Origin of the sequence: Xanthomonas melonis (genome assembly GCF_020783655.1) — a bacterium.
Taxonomy (GTDB): domain Bacteria; phylum Pseudomonadota; class Gammaproteobacteria; order Xanthomonadales; family Xanthomonadaceae; genus Xanthomonas; species Xanthomonas melonis.
Window position 1 is genome coordinate 233,275 of record NZ_JAJGQH010000004.1, and the last position, 16,299, is coordinate 249,573.

Consider the following 16,299-nt stretch of genomic DNA (forward strand, 5'->3'; position numbering starts at 1 on the left):
ACCTTCGCGCGATGCCCAGGCTGTGACGCGGATATCATGTAGCGATGAAATGCCGATTGATCGCCACCGGCGAACGCGCACCGGCCTGGGTGGCGCAGGGGTTCGCCGAATACCAGAAACGTCTCTCGCACTGGATGCCGCTGGAGCTGATCGAGATCGAGCCCGGCCTGCGCGGTAAGGGGCGCGATGCGCAACGCGCCATCGACGACGAAGGCCGCCGCGTGCTGGCGGCGCTGCCGAAGAATGCATACGTCGTGGCGCTGGATGTGCCGGGCCGCCCGCTCAGTTCCGAACAGCTGGCCCAGCGCATGGAGCACTGGCGCGGCCAGGGGCGCGACCTGGCGTTTCTGATCGGCGGCCCGGAAGGCCATGCAGCCGATGTGCTGAAGAGCGCCGGCGAAAGCTGGTCGCTCGGTCCGTTGACCCTTCCGCACATGCTGGTACGACTGGTCGTGGCCGAGCAGCTGTACCGCGCCGCCGCGATGCTGGCCAATCATCCGTATCACCGCGCCTAGCTACGCGCGCGATGCCGTCTGGGGGCGCGGCGCCGCGTGATTGCTCGGCGGATGGTGCGCACGGGCGACGCCTGTGCGCAGTTGTGCCGATGCGGCGGCCGCAACTGCAAGCCGCCGCAGCCGGTTGCGGCTCAATGCAATGAGAAGCTCACCGGCACCAGACCATAGGCCTGCACGGCCTGACCGTTCTGCATCGCGGGCTGGAAGCGCCAACTGCGTAGCACCTGGCTGCGTGCCGCCAGGTCGAGCACACGATGCCCGCTGCTGGTCTGCACGCTCACCTCGGTTGGCCGTCCATCGGTGCCGACCAGCACGCGCAGCAGCACGGTGCCTTGCTGGCCTGCGCGCAAGGCGGCTGCCGGATAACTCGGTGCAGGCGAGCTCAGGTACTGCAATTGACCCGCCTCGACCGGGCCGCTGCTGGGCGTTGCTGCAACCGGCGCAGTCTCGGCCACCGGATCGGCCGCAGCGGGAATTGCGACTGTCGCGCTGTCCACCACCGGCGCCTCGCTGTCGACAGGGGTTTGCACCTGCACGGCGACCGGCTTGGGGGGCACCTGCGTCTTCGGAGTGAACTCCACGTCGATCGGAATCACCTTGGGTGGCGCCGGCGGGGTCTGGAGGGTGATCGGCATGATCCAGCGCGGTTCCGGCGCGGGCTGTGGAACCGACCGATACGACAATGGAATCAGCAACAAGCCACCGGCCAGCAGATGCAGGGCCACTGCGGTACTCATCGCCAGAACGCGCGAAGCGTCGATGCCTGTGGGACGGAAGGAAACCTGCGATTGCGTGCGAACCATCATCCACCTCCAGAACGGAACTGCGGAAAGGACCAACGCGGCCCGGACGCGTTACACCATCCGGTAGCGTAGGTTTACCGCAGCCGGGGCAGCTGTACAAGCGATTCGCGTGGCCTTGGATGCGCGGAGGCCAGGTCTCCGACGGGAGCGAATTCGGCTGCCCCATCACGCATGCCCAGGCGTCTTGACAGGCGCAAGCCTTCGCGCGCGCCGATTGATGTACCGGCTTGGTCAATGCACGCACCGGGCGCACGACGCATTGCCTGCCGATGACGATTCCCGACTAGCTCCGGCAGTTCGGCAGTTCGGCAGTTCGGCAGTCGATGAGTCGACCGTCGGCGATCCCGTGCGCGTAAGCGCTGCTCTGCCTCAATCCCCCTCATGCCTGCTGACAGATGCGGTGCAACGCCGGTAGCCGTCCAGAAAAAGCCCAGCCCGTTGCAGGGCTGGGCAAGCGACGCTGACGGGAGAGGGCGTCAGTAGTCGTACGACACCGAGAACATGGCGTAGCGCGGCTGGGTGAAGAAGCGGCCGATATCGTAGGTATTGGACAACGTGAAGGCGTCGTCTTCCCAGGTGGAATCAACCTGCAGCGGCTTGCGCTCGTTGAAGATGTTGAAGGCCTGCAGGGTCATGGCGAGCTTGTTGCCCGCGAAGGCAGGACGGTAGGTCAGGCCCAGGTCGACGATCCTGGTCCAGGGAAGGCGCCCGGCATCTCCTGGACGCGAAGGCCGGCCGTTGCAGGTGTGGTACGCCGAACCGTAGCCCACCGGATCGCCGGCATCGGAATCTTCGCTGATGCCGTTGATGCTGACATAGCCCAGGCAGGACTTCGGTGTGCCGGACAACACGCGGATATTGCCGGCGAGCAACCATTCGGGGGCGATCTGGTACGAGCCGTAGATCTTGATCTGGTGCCGACGATCGTTGGCCAGGTAGCCGCCCGAATACCACATCAATGCGGCCGCATCCCAATCCTGTGTCTTGGACACATCGGTCTGGCCGATATCGGACTTGACCTGGCCTTCGGTATTGCCGAAGTTGCGCGACCAGGTGTAGTCGATGCGGCCTTCCCACTTGCCATCGAACGGGTGTTGCAGGAAAAGATCCACCGCCAGATAGGTGCGCTTGGCCTTCTTGTCGAATCCCCAGTCCGACGGCGACATCGAGACCGCGGTGCGGCCGGACCCACTGAGGTTGGCCAGGCTGAAGGAGTTTGTTTCGCCGGGATTGAAGATGATGCAGCCGGGCACGTTGACGGTGCTGGGATCCACCCCGATCGCGGTCAACTTGGTACGCATCCGGTCGGCGTCGCAGACGTCGTCGATGGTGGTGCCCAGGGTGCGATAGGTGGCCTTGGCGCCAGTGACCCAGCTTTCGCCCAGTGTCTTGTCGAAGCCGAGCATGAACTCGTCCTGGTACATCGACTTCAGGTCGGTGGCGGCGATACCCGCTGCGTCGGGTGCCTGACCGCACTCGAGGTTGGAAGAGACGATGTTGCCCGAACACGAGAACCCCGCGCTGGGATCCACTGCCACTGGCGTCAGTCCGGTCGGGTTGCCCTGCGCATCGATGCCGGAATAGGTGAAGTACTCGCGCGTGAACGTGGACGGCGATGCGCCGCGGATCGCCACGCTATTGGGAAGCGCCAGATAGTAACGGCCCGCGTTGCCATAGACTTTGAGCGAGGAGTCGCCGAACACGTCCCAGCTCACTCCCAGGCGCGGAGCCCACTGGTCGCCGCTGGTGACATAAGGGGCGCCGACATCGTTGAAATTGGTGAACTTGTCGTTGCGGATGCCGAGTGTCAGCAGCAAGGTATCGCTGACTTGCCACTTGTCTTCGAGAAAATAGGCTTTCTGCTGCACAGACATGCTGGTCGCGGTGTTGAACACCGATTGATAGACGTAATACCCGTTGCCGCCGGCCGGACCCACTCCCAGCGATGCGCTGATCGGCGAGGTCGGACGGGAGGAGCGACCGTAGATCCAGCGGTAGCCGGGGCCGGTGGTGATCACTCCTTCGTTATTGGCGTTGAAATACATGTTGTCTACGCCCGCAGTCAGCGTGTGGCTGCCCAGGACGTATTCGAGGTCGATGCGCAGGCCACGGGTGGAGTTTTCGCCGTCGCGGGCCTGGCTGGAGGTCTGGTTGTTGCGGATCTCGCTACCACCGGTGATTGCTGGATCCTGCAGATTGGTATTGGTCAGCAGCGGTGCGGTACTGGGGTTGTTGCGGAAGTCGGTCTGACGGCTCTTGCCGTAGGTGGCGCTCAGGGTCAGATCGTCGGTGATGTAGCTGGTGTACTTGCCGATGTAATAGCGGTCGTTGACCTTGATCGTATCGGCGAATGCGCCATTGGCCTCGCCTGGGACGCCCTCATAGCCAGTGAAATCGCTGTAAGCACCGGCCTCGCGGTAATTGTTCTTGACCCCGGTCAGTTCGAGGATATTGCTGTCATTGATGTTCCAGTCGATCTTGGCGTAGACCTTCGGTTCATCGATGCGGTAGCTGTTGCGGCCGATCACCGGATCGTCCCGGCGTGCAGTGGAAACGCCTTCGCTGCGTTCCTGCTCTGCGGCAACGAACACGAACAGGCGATCCTCGATCAGCGGGCCGCCGCCATAGACGCTGTAGACCGTGTTCCAAAAAGTGTCGTCCTTTCGACTACGGTAAAGAGTGCCGGGCAGGCTTTCATCGCTGTATTCGTAGCCGGCAGGTGGGGCGGTATCCGGATAGAAGACATTCTTGTACTCACTGGATAGCGACTTCGGGCGCCACAGGACCTGTGCGCCGAAATGCCATTCGTTGGTGCCACGCTTGCCGACCTGGCTGAGCACGCCGCCTGCAGAGCGGCCATACCGAGCGCTATATCCGCCGGTGTAGGTCTCCTGTTGATCGATGGCGCCGAACGGAAGGGTCACGCCGCCGATATTGGAAAGCGGATTGGAGCTGAGGTAGCCATTGAGGTAGTAAGCGTTTTCGGTGACGCCGGCGCCGCCGAACGAAATGGCATTGCCGAAATAGCCGCTGCCTTGTACGGCACCGGGCGACAGCAGGGCGATGGCCTCGCCGGAACGTGCCAGCGGCAGGCGCTGCAATTGCTCGGCGGTGATCACGGTACGCGAAGCGGTGGCGGAGACATCCACTGGCGAGATGTTCTTGCCGGTCACCGTGATGGTGCCCAGGGTGGCGGTATCGCCGGATGCGTCGCTACCGCCGAAGGACACGTCGGTGCCGGCGCCTACGCGCAGGGCGATGTTCCGACGCGTCTCCGCTGCCTGGCCTTCCCGTTGCAGGGTGACGGTGTACGTGCCGACCGGGAGATTGCCGATCGCGTAACGTCCATTGGCGTCGACCGTGGCTGAGCGGGTGAAGCCGGTATCGCTCTGTGCGGTCACGGTGGCTCCGCTGTTGCCGGGCGCGTTTCCATAGATGCCGGCAGTGGTGCTTTGCGCCGCTGCAGGACCAATAGTCAGGACCCCCACCGCTCCACCGAGCGCAAGTGCAAGCACACTGATCCGCGCCAGGCGTGAACGCGAAGGCGGTCGAGAACAACGTAACGAAACCGGGTGGGCAATCATCATCTCTCTCCAGATGGGCGCCGTTACGAAATGTGACGGTGCGCTGACAATCGATCCTAGAGAGAGGCAGAGCCTGCTTAAAGAATGATTTCTCTAAATTTCATGTTTTTTTAAGCACAAAAGCCAATAACTGCCTATTCATAATATCTATTCGTGACTTAGGGCACTTGTAGGTTACCTGCCTTTCAGTATCTGGTCGGCTCGTTGGCGCAGGAGGCCGCTTGCCAAGCCACACTAACGAAACTGCCCTCAAAAGAGGGCAGTTCGAGCAAGGTCACGACATCTTCGAGCGTGTTGCCAACCGCCTCAACGTCCCAATTCGAACGTCACATCCAGGTTGATCGACAAGGTGCTCTCGCCTGGGGCTACCGGCGTATCCATTTCGGCCTTGGCCGAGCGCATCGAGGCGGCCATCATCATCGGGCGGGCGCCGCCACCGCTGCGCCCCTCGGAGATGCTCACGATGCGGCGCACCTTCAGGCCCAGCGACTTGGCATAGGTCTCGGCGCGGGCCTGGGCCTTCTTCAGCGCGGCGGTGCGGGCTTCGTCATACACCGGTTCGGGCTGGTCGATCGAGAAGCTGGGGCCGTTGATGTCGTTGGCGCCGTTGGCGACCAGGGCGTCGAGCACCTTGCCCAGCTTGGCGATGTCGCGCACCTTCAGGCTGACGGTGTTGCTGGCCTGGTAGCCGTTGATCTTCGGCGCTTCGTTTTCCTTGTAGGTGTACTGCGGGCTGAGGTTGATGCCACTGGTCTGCACATCCTTGTCGGCAATGCCGGCCGCCTTCACCGCGCTCATGACCTTGCTCATCTGTTCGGCGTTCTGGCGCATGGCGGCGTTGCCGTCGGCGGCCTGGGTGACCACGCCCGCGGACAGCGTGGCGATGTCCGGCACGCGCTTGGCCTCGGCCTCGGCCGAGACGTTGAGCAGGGTGCCGTCGTTGGGAAGGGCGTAGCTCGGCGCAGGTTGGGCGTGGGCGGTCATGGCGGTTCCGGCGGCGAGGGACAGGGCCAGCAGCAATGGCTTGAGGGTGGTACGCATGGGATCTCCTTGTCTGTGTCACGAGCGTGTTGGGGCATCGATGAACATGTTGTGAGTCGGACCCGGGCCGGCCGCGCTGCGCGTCCGCGAAGCGAGCGGGCGAGTGCGGGCAACAGGTATGCTGGGCGGATGCTCTATCTCGCCTCCCGTTCGCCACGCCGACAAGAACTCCTGCAGCGTCTCGACGTGCCTTTCCATACCCTGGAACTGGACGTGCCCGAGCTGCGCGCGCCGGGCGAATCGCCTGACCAGTATGTGCAGCGCGTGGCGCTGGACAAGGCGCGTTTCGGCCTTGCGCAGGTGCAGGCCCGCGACCCCGATGCGATCGTGCTGGGCTCCGATACCGAAGTGGTGCTGGGCGATCGGGTGTTCGGCAAGCCGGCCGATGTGGACGATGCGATCGCCATGCTGCGCATGTTGTCCGGGCGCACCCACCAGGTACTCACGGCGGTGGTCCTAGTCTGCGCACAGCGCGCCCCGGCGCAGGCGTTGGTGGTGTCGGAGGTGACCTTCGCCATGCTGGACGACGCGCAGATCGCTGCATACGCGGCCTGTGGCGAGCCGATGGGCAAGGCCGGCGCGTACGCGATCCAGGGCCGTGCGGAAGGCTTCATCACCCATCTGTCCGGTAGCTACTCCGGCGTGATGGGATTGCCGTTGTTTCACACCTCGCAGTTGCTCACAGCCTTCGGAGCGCATTAGATGTCGGAAGAGATTTTGGTCAACGTCACCCCGCGCGAGACTCGCGTGGCGGTGATCGAGAACGGCATGCTGCAGGAACTGCATATCGAGCGCGGCTGGCGCCGGGGCGTGGTCGGCAACATCTACAAGGGCAAGGTGCAGCGGGTGATGCCGGGCATGCAGGCGGCCTTCGTCGAAGTGGGGCTGGAGCGGGCTGCGTTCCTGCACGCCAACGACGTGGTGCGGCCGGTGCCGGCACCGGCAAGCGTGGTCGACACCGAGGAAACCCCGCTCCCGCCACCGCCGGCGACGTCGGTGCCCATTGTCGAACTGTTGCGCGATGGCCAGGACATCGTGGTGCAGGTGGTCAAGGATCCGATCGGCACCAAGGGTGCGCGCCTGACCACCCAGATCAGCATCCCATCGCGCTATCTGGTGCTGCTGCCGCAGTCCAAGGTCGTGGGGGTTTCGGCGCGGATCGAGGACGAGGCGGAGCGGTTGCGCCTGAAGACCATCGTCAGCGAGGTCTCGGCCCAGCACGGCGGCTTCGGCTACATCATCCGCACCAACGCCGAGGGCCAGCCGGCCGAAGCGCTGGCCGAGGACATCGCCTATCTGTCGCGGGTCTGGAACGTGGTCGAGCGACGCGGCCGCGAAGGCCAGCCGTGCAGCATCATCTACGAAGACCTGAGCCTGCCGCTGCGTGCGGTGCGCGACCTGATCCGCCGCGACGTGGAAAAGGTCAAGGTCGATTCCAACGAGACCTTCGTGCAGTTGCAGGCGTTCGTGGCCAAGTACATGCCGGTGCTGGCCGAGCGCCTGGAGCTGTACACCGGCGACCGGCCGATCTTCGACCTGTACGGTGTCGAGGACGAGATCGGGCGTGCACTGAACAAGCAGGTGCCGCTGAAGTCCGGCGGCTATCTGGTGATCGACCAGACCGAGGCGATGACCACCATCGACGTCAATACCGGCTCGTTCGTGGGGCAGCGCAATCTGGAAGAAACCGTGTTCCGTACCAACCTGGAAGCGGCGCAGGCGGTGGCGCGGCAACTGCGGCTGCGCAATCTGGGCGGCATCATCATCATCGACTTCATCGACATGGACGATGCGGAGCATCGCCGCCAGGTGCTGCGCACCCTGGAAAAGGCGCTGGCGCGCGACCACGCCAAGACCACCGTGTACGAGTTCTCGCCGCTGGGTCTGGTAGAGATGACCCGCAAGCGCACGGTCGAAAGCCTGGAGCGGCAGCTGTCGGAAACCTGCGGCCACTGCGGCGGGCGCGGCACCATCAAGACCGCCGAGACGGTGACCTACGAGATCTTCCGCGAGATCACCCGCGCAGTGCGCCAGTTCGACGCCGCCCGGCTGCTGGTGATCGCCTCGTCCAAGGTGGTGGCGCGCATCACCGACGAGGAATCGGCGGCAGTGGCCGAGCTCGAAGAGTTCCTCGGCAAGAGCATCCGCTTCCAGTCCGACGACCAGTATCTGCAGGAGCAGTTCGATGTGGTGTTGCTGTGAGGCCGGGATTGGGGAGTCGGGATTCGGGATTTGTAAAAGCCGGCGCCGCCATGATGTGCGGCCAGCAGGAGCGTTGACGTTACCGTGCTCGGACACGCTGTAACCAAACCCGAATCTCCAATGCCCAGTCCCCGCCCCTGATGCCCACCCCGTTGCGCCGTCGCCTCCGCCTGTTCCGCCGCTATGCGATCACTGCCGCCGCGCTGGCGGTGGTGGCGATCGCGTTGCTGGTGGGCGCGGTCAGCCAGGTGTTGCCGCTGGCCGAACAGCGGCCACAGCAGGTCGCCGACTGGCTGAGCCAGCGCGCGGGGCAGCCGATCGCCTTCGATCGCCTGGACACCGAATGGACACGCCGCGGTCCGCTGCTGCGGCTGGACGGGCTGCGTATCGGGCCCCATGGCGAGGTGCGGGTGGGGCAGGCGGAGATCCTGCTGGCGATGTATGCGGGCCTGCTGCCGGGGCATTCGTTGACCGAAGTGCGCCTGCGGGGGCTGGCGCTGACCCTGCAGCGCAGCGACGACGGCGTCTGGTCGGTGCAGGGGCTGCCGAGCGGCAAGGGCTCCGATCCGCTGGAGGCGCTACGTCGCCTGGGCGAGATCCAGGTGGCCGAAGCGCGCCTGCAGGTGCGGGCGCCGTCGATCGGGGTGGAGACCACGCTGCCGCGCATCGACCTGCGTCTGCGCGTCAGCGGTTCGACCGTGCAGGTAGGCAGCCGCAGCTGGATCGATCTCGGGCACGCACCGCTGACCGCGGTGCTGGAATTCGACCGCGAGAGCGGGGATGGCAATGCGTACGCGAAGGCCGATCCGGCCGATCTGTCGGCATGGGCGCCGTTGCTGCAGGTCGGCGGCATGCGTGTCGAAGGTGCCGGCGGCCGGCTGCAGGCCTGGGCACGGCTGCGCGCACGCCGCGTTGCCGAGGTGATCGTGGACACCGACCTCACCCAACTGCAACTGTCCGGTGCCGCCTTGCCGGACGAGACCGCCCGACGCACGCTGCGCTGGGAACGGCTGCAGGCGCGCGCGCGCTGGCAGAGCATCGACGGCGGTTGGCGGCTGGATGTGCCGGTGCTGCGGCTGGGCGATGCAGCGACGCCGCAGCGGCTGGACGGCCTGAGCATCGCCGGTGGGCGTCGCTATGCGGTGACCGCCCGGCAGGCGGATGTGTCCGGCCTGATCGCCGCCGCCGCCCTCAGCGACCAGATGTCGCCGGGCCTGCGGCGCTGGCTGACCCTGTCCAGGCCGCAGCTGCGGGTCGCCGACCTGCAGATCGCCGGCGAGCGGGACGGCCCGGTGCGCGCGCAGGGCCGCATCGACGACCTCGGTTTCCTGCCGGTCGGCAATGCGCCGGGCATCAGCGGCCTGCGCGGTCGCGTCGATGGCGACGCGCAGGGCGGCGAACTGGAAACCGCCGCCGATGCCACGGTGCGCTTCGATTGGCCGACCGGCTTCGGCGTGGTGCACCAGATCCGGCTGGCCGGCAAGATCGTCGGCTGGCGCGAAGGCGCCGGCTGGCAGGTCGCCACCCCGGCCCTGCGCGTGCAGGCCAGCGACTACGGCGCCAACGTGCGCGGGGGCCTGTGGTTCCAGAACGACGGCAGCCGCCCGCGCATGCAGCTGGCCGCGCAGCTCGACGATGTGGCGCTGCCGGTGGCGCGCAAGTTCTGGATCCGCTCGAAGATGAGCAAGGCGGCCATCGACTGGCTGGACATGGCGGTGGCCGGCGGCGTGGTCGCTGGCGGCACCGGGCTGGTCAGCGGCGATCTGGACGACTGGCCGTTCGACAACAACGACGGGCGTTTCGAGGCCTTTGGCCACATCCGCGATGGCGTGATCCGCTTCCAGCCGGACTGGCCGGCGATGCAACAGGTGCAGGCCGACCTGAGCTTCATCGGCAACGGCTTCTCGCTGCAGGGCCAGGGCGACCTCGCTGGCACCCCGATCGCCCAGATGGAGGCGGGCATCCCCAGTTTCGCCACCTCCGAGCTCTACGTGCGCGCCTCCACCCGCGCCGACGCCGCGCAACTGTTGGGCATGTTGCGGCAGAGCCCGTTGGAACGTCGCTATGGCGACACCTTGCGCAATCTCACCGTCTCCGGCCCGGCCGCGGTGAGCTTCGATCTGTTGCGCCCCCTGCGCACGCAAGGCGTGGGCGGTCACCTGCAGGGTACGGTCGCACTGCAGGGCGCCAGACTGGCCGATGCACGCTGGAACCTGGCCTTCGACCAGGTCAGCGGGCAGACCACCTACCGCGATACCGGCTTTGCGGCCGAGCAGTTGAGCGTGCAGCACCAGGGCCGCAGCGGTGAGCTGGCGTTGCGTGCGGGCGCGTTCGTGGAGGATCCCGGGCAGGCATTCGAAGCGCGGCTCAAGGCCACCCTGGATGCCAGGGAACTGTTTGACCGCGCGCCGCAGATGGCATGGCTGCGCCCCTATGTGCATGGCAGCGCGCCGTGGCAGGTGGGCGTGGATGTGCCGCTACCGACGCCAGGCCAGTCCGAGGCGCAGGCGCTGCTGACCCTGCGCTCGGATCTGGTCGGCACCACGCTGGATCTGCCGGCGCCGCTGGACAAACCCGCGCCCCGGCCGTTGGACACCCAGGTCAAGGTGGCCCTGCCGGTCGGCGACGGCGATATCGACGTGGCCTTCGGCAAGCTGGTGGCACTCAAGGCCAGCAGCCAGGGCGGGCAGACCGGCGTGCGCGTGGTGATGGGGACCGATACGGTGACCGAGCGCCCGCCCGCCAACGGCTTGGTGGTGACCGGCCGCACGGCGTCGCTGGATGCGATCGACTGGATCGGCCTGGCGCGCAGCGGCAGCGACCCGGAGATGCCGCCGCTGCCGGGTCAGCCGGCAACGCCGAAAAAGGACGCCCTGCCGCTGCAGCAGGTGGACGTGCAGGCCGACAGGCTGCTGATGATCGGCGGGGTGTTCCCGCAGACCCGGCTGCGTCTGCGCCCGACCCGCGATTCCGTGGCGGTGACCCTGAACGGCCCGTCCCTGGCCGGCCAGCTCAGCGTGCCCAATCTGGAGGGCGGGGTGGTGCAGGGCAAGCTCACCACCGTCCACTGGCAGCCGGTGGCGGAGGCGCCGATGCCCGCGGTGCCCGAGCCCGGCGACCCGCTGGCCGGTGCGTTGCCGGAACCGGCGCGGCGTGCGGTGGCCGACTTCGACTCGGTGTCGATCCCGCCACTGGCGCTGGATATCGACGACCTGCAGGTGGGCAAGATGACCCTGGGCGCCGCCACCCTGCGCAGCAGCCGGCTCACCGACGGCATGCAGGTGGATCAATTGCAGCTGCGTTCGAACGATCAGAGCATCGGCCTGACCGGGGCCTGGCGCGGCAAGGGCGAGGCGGCCAGCACGCGGCTGTCGGCGCGGGTGGATAGCCGCAACCTGGGCAACCTGCTGCAGAACCTCACCCTGGGCGGCCAGTTGCGCGGTGGCGAGGGGCAGCTGGAACTCAATGCCGGCTGGCAGGGCTCGCCGACCGGTTTTGCGCTGGGCTCGCTGGAAGGCAATCTGAAGGTCGATGTCCGTAACGGTCAGCTGCTCGAGGTGGAACCCGGCGCCGGCCGTGTGCTGGGGCTGCTCAGCGTGGCGCAGCTGCCGCGCCGGCTGATGTTCGATTTCCGCGACTTCTTCTCCAAGGGCCTGGCGTTCAACACACTGGGCGGCGAGGTGCGCTTCGGCGACGGCTTCGCACGGACCGATGCGATCCGCATCGCCGGCCCGGCCGCCGATATCGCCATCCGTGGCCAGACCGATCTGCGCGCGCAGACCTTCGACCAGACCGTGGACGTCAATCCCAAGGCCGGCAACCTGCTGGCCGTGGTCGGCGCGGTGGCGGGCGGGCCGGTGGGCGCGGCCGTGGGTGCGGCCGCCAATGCCGTGCTGGGCAAGCCGCTGGGCGCGATCGGTGCCAAGACCTACCACGTCACCGGGCCATGGAAGGACCCGCAGGTGGACGTGGTCGAGCGCGAACGCGAGCGTGCGCCGAGCAAGCCGGCGCCCACCGGCAGGCCTGCCGTACCACCACGCTGACCCGCGCATGCCGCAGCCTCATGGCCGCCGGCGCGCACGGACCGCGCGAGCAGTGATCGCCGCGCCGCCGATTCAGCCGCACGACTTGTCTCCCCGGCGCGCGGGCCCCATCCTGACCGCATGACCGACAACGCTCTCACTCTGGCCGAAACCCGGCTGCTGCTTCCCTCCGGCCTGGACGCCGGCCATCTGGACCGCACCTTCGGCGCCCTGCTGGGCCCGGGCATCGACTTCGGCGACCTGTATTTCCAGCACTCGCGGCGCGAGAGCTGGAGCGTGGAAGACGGCATCGTCAAGGACGGTGCGCACTCCATCGAACAAGGCGTGGGCGTGCGCGCGATCGCCGGCGAAAAGACCGGCTTTGCGTACTCCGACGATATCCAGCGCGAGACGCTGCTGGAAGCGGCGCAATCGGCGCGCGCGATCTCGCGCGATGGCGGCGCGCAGGCCAGCCGCACGCTGGTGCGTGGCAATGGCCGCGCGCTGTACCCGGCCACCGACCCGATCGACGACATGGACAGCGCCACCAAAGTGGAGCTGCTGCGTCGCATCGACCAGTTCCTGCGTGGCGCCGATTCGCGCGTCAAACAGGTGATGGTGAGCCTGTCCGGTGGCGTGGACACGGTGCTGATCGCACGCAGCGATGGCGTGCTGGCAGCCGATGTGCGCCCGCTGGTGCGCCTGAACGTGCAGGTCATCGTCGAGCACAATGGCCGCCGCGAGTCCGGCTACGCCGGCGGCGGCGGCCGTTACGGCTATGCCGACCTGTTCGCCGACGGCCGCCCTGAGGGCTTTGCGCGCGAGGCGCTACGCCAGGCGCTGGTCAACCTGGAGGCGATTCCGGCCCCAGCCGGCGTGATGCCGGTGGTACTCGGCCCGGGCTGGCCCGGCGTGCTGTTGCACGAGGCGGTCGGCCATGGGCTGGAAGGCGACTTCAACCGCAAGGGCACCAGCGTCTATGCCGGACGCATCGGCGAGCGCGTGGCCTCGCCGGGGGTGACCATCGTCGACGATGGCACGCTCGACGGGCGCCGTGGCTCGCTCAACATCGACGACGAAGGCACGCCCAGCCAGTGCACCACCCTGATCGAGGACGGCGTGCTGGTGGGTTACATGCAGGATAGCCACAACGCGCGCCTGATGGGCGTGGCACCCACCGGCAACGGCCGTCGCGAATCGTTCGCGCATCTGACCATGCCGCGCATGACCAATACCTACATGCGTGCCGGGCAGCACGATCCCGAAGAGATGATCCGCTCGGTCAAGAAGGGCATCTATGCGGTGAACTTCGGTGGCGGTCAGGTCGACATCACCAGCGGAAAGTACGTGTTCTCGGCCACCGAGGCCTACCTGATCGAGGACGGCAAAGTGACCGCGCCGGTCAAGGGCGCCACCCTGATCGGCAACGGGCCGGAGACCATGCAGAAGGTGCGCATGATCGGCAACGATCTGGCGCTGGACGAGGGTGTGGGCGTCTGCGGCAAGGACGGGCAGAGCGTGCCGGTCGGTGTCGGTCAGCCATCACTCCTGATCGACGGCATCACGGTGGGCGGGACGCAGGCCTGAGATGCGGGGATTCGGGAATCGGGATTTGGGAATCGCAACAGCGGGATGCGCGGGGCCTGATGGGTTCCGCTTGGGTGGATCCGGAAGCCGGGAGTTGGGATTGGCAACGGCCGGGATGGCCGTTGCGGGGCTGGCTGGACCCGGCGGATCCTTATTCGTCGCCCTCCGGCGCCGATTCGCCGCCTTCCAATCCCGAATCCCCACTCTCCAATCCCGGCTCTTGAGACAACTCGCGCAGTACCTGGAACAGCTCGCGGTAGGCGCGCGGGGGCTTGTTCTTGGTGCGCTCGTGGATCGCGTTGCGCACCAGCTGGCGCAGCTGCTGGCGGTCTGCGGCCGGGTAGGCTTCCAGCAGTTCGGCCAGCGCCGTATCGCCTTCGGCCAGCAAGCGTTCGCGCCAACGCTCGACGCGATGCATGGCGGCAACTTCGCGCCGCGCCGTGTCGCTGTTGGCATCCAGCGCATCGCGGATGGCTGCCAGCGTCTCGTCGTCCTCGCGGCGCATGTGCTTGGCCAGAAACGCCAGCTGCCGCTTGTGCGCGATGTGCGAGGTGATGCGCTTGCTCTCCTCGATATGCGGGATCAGCGCTTCCGGCACCGGCAGTTTGGCCAGCTGCGCCGGGGTCAGCGAAACCAGCTTTTCGCCGAGCTCGAGAACTTCGAGCGCTTCGCGCCGCTGCTGGCTGCGGCTGGCGCCGCGGAATTCACCGGTTTCTTCATCGCGTCCGCGCATTGCCACTACATCCCGAAACGTGGTTGATAAAAATCTCCGGCCACCGATGGCCGGATTCCCTGCGGCAGGATCCGCATCCCATTCAAACAGTCCGGCCATGGAGGGCCCGGATTCTTGCGGAAGGATCCGCATCCCAATCCAACAGTCCGGCCATGGAGGGCCGGATTCTTGCGGAAGGATCCGCGTCCCAATTCAACAGTCCGGCCATGGATGGCCGGGTTCTTGCGGAAGGATCCGCGTCCAAAGGATAAAGCATTGAACGCACTCTCCCCCGAAACCCGTGCCACCGACGACAGCCTGCAGCGCCTCGATGCGCTGACCGACATCGCCCAGCGCCTGCTCGAACGCGCCCGTGCCGCTGGCGCCACCCAGGCCGAGGTGAGCTGCAGCGAAGAGCGTGGCCTGGACGTGAATGTGCGTCTGGGCGAGGTGGAAACGGTCGAATCCACCCGCGACCGCGGCATTGCGGTGACGGTGTACTTCGGCAAGCGCAAGGGCAGCGCCAGCACCGCCGACCTGCAGGATGCCAGCCTGGAGGCCACCGTGGCGCAGGCCTGCGCGATCGCGCGTTACACCGAGGACGATCCGGCTTCCGGCCTGGCCGACCCGGAGCTGATGGCGCACGACTTCCCCGAACTGGACAGCTGGCACCCATGGGCGCTGGATGCCGATACCGCAGTGGATCTGGCGCTGGCCTGCGAGACCGCCGGCCGCGAGGCGGACGTACGCATCAGCAATTCCGACGGTGCCTCGGCCAGTACCGGGCTCAGCCTGTCGGTGTACGCCAATTCGCATGGCTTTGTCGGGCGCGAGCGCGGTACCCACCATTCGATCAGCTGCGCGCTGATCGCCGGGCACGGCGATGGCATGCAGCGCGATGGCTGGTACAGCAGCGCGCTGGCGCGCGAAGACCTGGAGGCGCCCGACGCGATCGGCCGTCATGCCGCCGAGCGCACCGTGGCGCGGTTGCAGCCGCGTTCGCTGCCCACCGGCCCATTGCCGGTGCTGTTCGCGCCGGAGCTGGCACGTTCGCTGGTGGGGCATCTGTTGGGCGCGGTCTCCGGCGGCGCGCTGTATCGACGCGCCAGCTTCCTGCTCGACAGCGTCGGCACCCGGTTGTTTCCCGACTGGTTCAACATCGAGGAGTTGCCGCATCTGCGGCGTGGACTGCGCTCGGCCGCCTTCGATGCCGAGGGCGTGGCCACCCGACGTTCGGCATTGATCACCGACGGCGTACTGCAGCGCTACGTGCTGGGCAGCTACTCGGCGCGCAAGCTGGGCCTGCAGACCACCGCCAATGCCGGCGGCGTGCACAACCTGCAGGTTGCCGCCAACGCGGGCGATCTTGCGTCGATCATCGCCGGCATGTCGCGCGGTCTGCTGGTCACCGAATTGATGGGCAACGGCGTCAACCCGGTCACGGGCGATTACTCGCGCGGCGCCGGCGGGTTCTGGATCGAGAACGGAGCCATCGCCTATCCGGTGGACGGGCTGACCATCGCCGGCAACCTGCGCGACATGTTCGCCGGCATCGAAGCGGTGGGTAGCGACGTGGATGCGCGCTCGCACGTCAAGATCGGCTCGGTGCTGGTCAACCGCATGACCGTGGCCGGCGATCGCTGAGCCACGCTCCTGTCGGGTCGCTCCGAACCGACGCGACGGGCTCGCTATCGACGCACGGTGAGTGCTGCGGCCGCGTACCCGTGTCGCCGCAGTTGCGGCGACACACATGCCTGCACGCGAGTGCCCGTGGCCGCGCTGCCGGCGCGCGGCTGCGACGGGACGGTCGCTGCCCCTGCCCGGATGCGCCGA

Annotated in this window: 10 protein-coding genes; 6 read left to right on the forward strand and 4 right to left on the reverse strand. The window is 66.9% G+C overall.

The window, feature by feature from the left end:
* Window positions 1-44 precede the first annotated feature (44 nt).
* A complete protein-coding gene (rlmH, locus tag LL964_RS06010) occupies window positions 45-515 on the forward strand; it encodes a 23S rRNA (pseudouridine(1915)-N(3))-methyltransferase RlmH (protein ID WP_104587379.1) in 471 nt (156 codons plus the stop codon).
* Window positions 516-646: 131 nt separating this feature from the next.
* On the opposite strand, the gene LL964_RS06015 is transcribed toward rlmH, so the two are convergent.
* The 3 genes from LL964_RS06015 to LL964_RS06025 form a co-directional block, all read right to left on the reverse strand.
* Entirely contained in the window at window positions 647-1,321 is a 675-nt protein-coding gene (locus LL964_RS06015) for an energy transducer TonB (protein ID WP_104587380.1), read from the reverse strand.
* A gap of 473 nt (window positions 1,322-1,794) precedes the next feature.
* Window positions 1,795-4,905, reverse strand: a complete 3,111-nt coding sequence (locus tag LL964_RS06020) for a TonB-dependent receptor domain-containing protein (protein ID WP_104587381.1) — start codon at window positions 4,903-4,905, stop codon at window positions 1,795-1,797.
* Between the two features lie 303 nt (window positions 4,906-5,208).
* Complete coding sequence (locus tag LL964_RS06025) at window positions 5,209-5,943, reverse strand: SIMPL domain-containing protein (protein WP_104587382.1); 735 nt, start codon at window positions 5,941-5,943, stop codon at window positions 5,209-5,211.
* Window positions 5,944-6,072: 129 nt separating this feature from the next.
* Here LL964_RS06025 and LL964_RS06030 point away from each other — a divergent pair, with 129 nt between their 5' ends.
* The 4 genes from LL964_RS06030 to tldD all read left to right on the forward strand — a co-directional run bounded on the left by LL964_RS06030 (window position 6,073) and on the right by tldD (window position 13,754).
* Window positions 6,073-6,645 carry a Maf-like protein gene (locus tag LL964_RS06030; RefSeq protein ID WP_104587383.1) on the forward strand — a complete coding sequence of 191 codons (573 nt, stop codon included), beginning with the start codon at window positions 6,073-6,075 and terminating at the stop codon, window positions 6,643-6,645.
* Window positions 6,646-8,145, forward strand: a complete 1,500-nt coding sequence (gene rng, locus LL964_RS06035) for a ribonuclease G (RefSeq protein WP_104587384.1) — start codon at window positions 6,646-6,648, stop codon at window positions 8,143-8,145. It begins immediately after the preceding gene.
* A gap of 140 nt (window positions 8,146-8,285) precedes the next feature.
* The gene (locus tag LL964_RS06040) at window positions 8,286-12,188 is read left to right on the forward strand and encodes a YhdP family protein (RefSeq protein ID WP_104587385.1); all 3,903 of its coding nucleotides are present in this window, start codon (window positions 8,286-8,288) and stop codon (window positions 12,186-12,188) included.
* Window positions 12,189-12,308: 120 nt separating this feature from the next.
* The gene (gene tldD, locus LL964_RS06045) at window positions 12,309-13,754 is read left to right on the forward strand and encodes a metalloprotease TldD (protein ID WP_104587386.1); all 1,446 of its coding nucleotides are present in this window, start codon (window positions 12,309-12,311) and stop codon (window positions 13,752-13,754) included.
* Between the two features lie 151 nt (window positions 13,755-13,905).
* On the opposite strand, the gene yjgA is transcribed toward tldD, so the two are convergent.
* Window positions 13,906-14,487 (reverse strand): ribosome biogenesis factor YjgA, encoded by a 582-nt coding sequence (yjgA, locus tag LL964_RS06050; RefSeq protein ID WP_104587387.1) that lies wholly within the window; start codon window positions 14,485-14,487, stop codon window positions 13,906-13,908.
* 255 nt (window positions 14,488-14,742) lie between these two features.
* Here yjgA and pmbA point away from each other — a divergent pair, with 255 nt between their 5' ends.
* The gene (pmbA, locus tag LL964_RS06055) at window positions 14,743-16,110 is read left to right on the forward strand and encodes a metalloprotease PmbA (protein WP_104587441.1); all 1,368 of its coding nucleotides are present in this window, start codon (window positions 14,743-14,745) and stop codon (window positions 16,108-16,110) included.
* Window positions 16,111-16,299 lie beyond the last annotated feature (189 nt).

What these genes read in the sequence shown, in the direction of transcription:
- rlmH (WP_104587379.1), top strand. Translation starts at nt 45, where the DNA reads ATGAAATGCCGATTGATCGCCACCGGCGAACGCGCACCGGCCTGGGTG.
- LL964_RS06015 (WP_104587380.1), bottom strand. Translation starts at nt 1,321, where the DNA reads ATGATGGTTCGCACGCAATCGCAGGTTTCCTTCCGTCCCACAGGCATC.
- LL964_RS06020 (WP_104587381.1), bottom strand. Translation starts at nt 4,905, where the DNA reads ATGATGATTGCCCACCCGGTTTCGTTACGTTGTTCTCGACCGCCTTCG.
- LL964_RS06025 (WP_104587382.1), bottom strand. Translation starts at nt 5,943, where the DNA reads ATGCGTACCACCCTCAAGCCATTGCTGCTGGCCCTGTCCCTCGCCGCC.
- LL964_RS06030 (WP_104587383.1), top strand. Translation starts at nt 6,073, where the DNA reads ATGCTCTATCTCGCCTCCCGTTCGCCACGCCGACAAGAACTCCTGCAG.
- rng (WP_104587384.1), top strand. Translation starts at nt 6,646, where the DNA reads ATGTCGGAAGAGATTTTGGTCAACGTCACCCCGCGCGAGACTCGCGTG.
- LL964_RS06040 (WP_104587385.1), top strand. Translation starts at nt 8,286, where the DNA reads ATGCCCACCCCGTTGCGCCGTCGCCTCCGCCTGTTCCGCCGCTATGCG.
- tldD (WP_104587386.1), top strand. Translation starts at nt 12,309, where the DNA reads ATGACCGACAACGCTCTCACTCTGGCCGAAACCCGGCTGCTGCTTCCC.
- yjgA (WP_104587387.1), bottom strand. Translation starts at nt 14,487, where the DNA reads ATGCGCGGACGCGATGAAGAAACCGGTGAATTCCGCGGCGCCAGCCGC.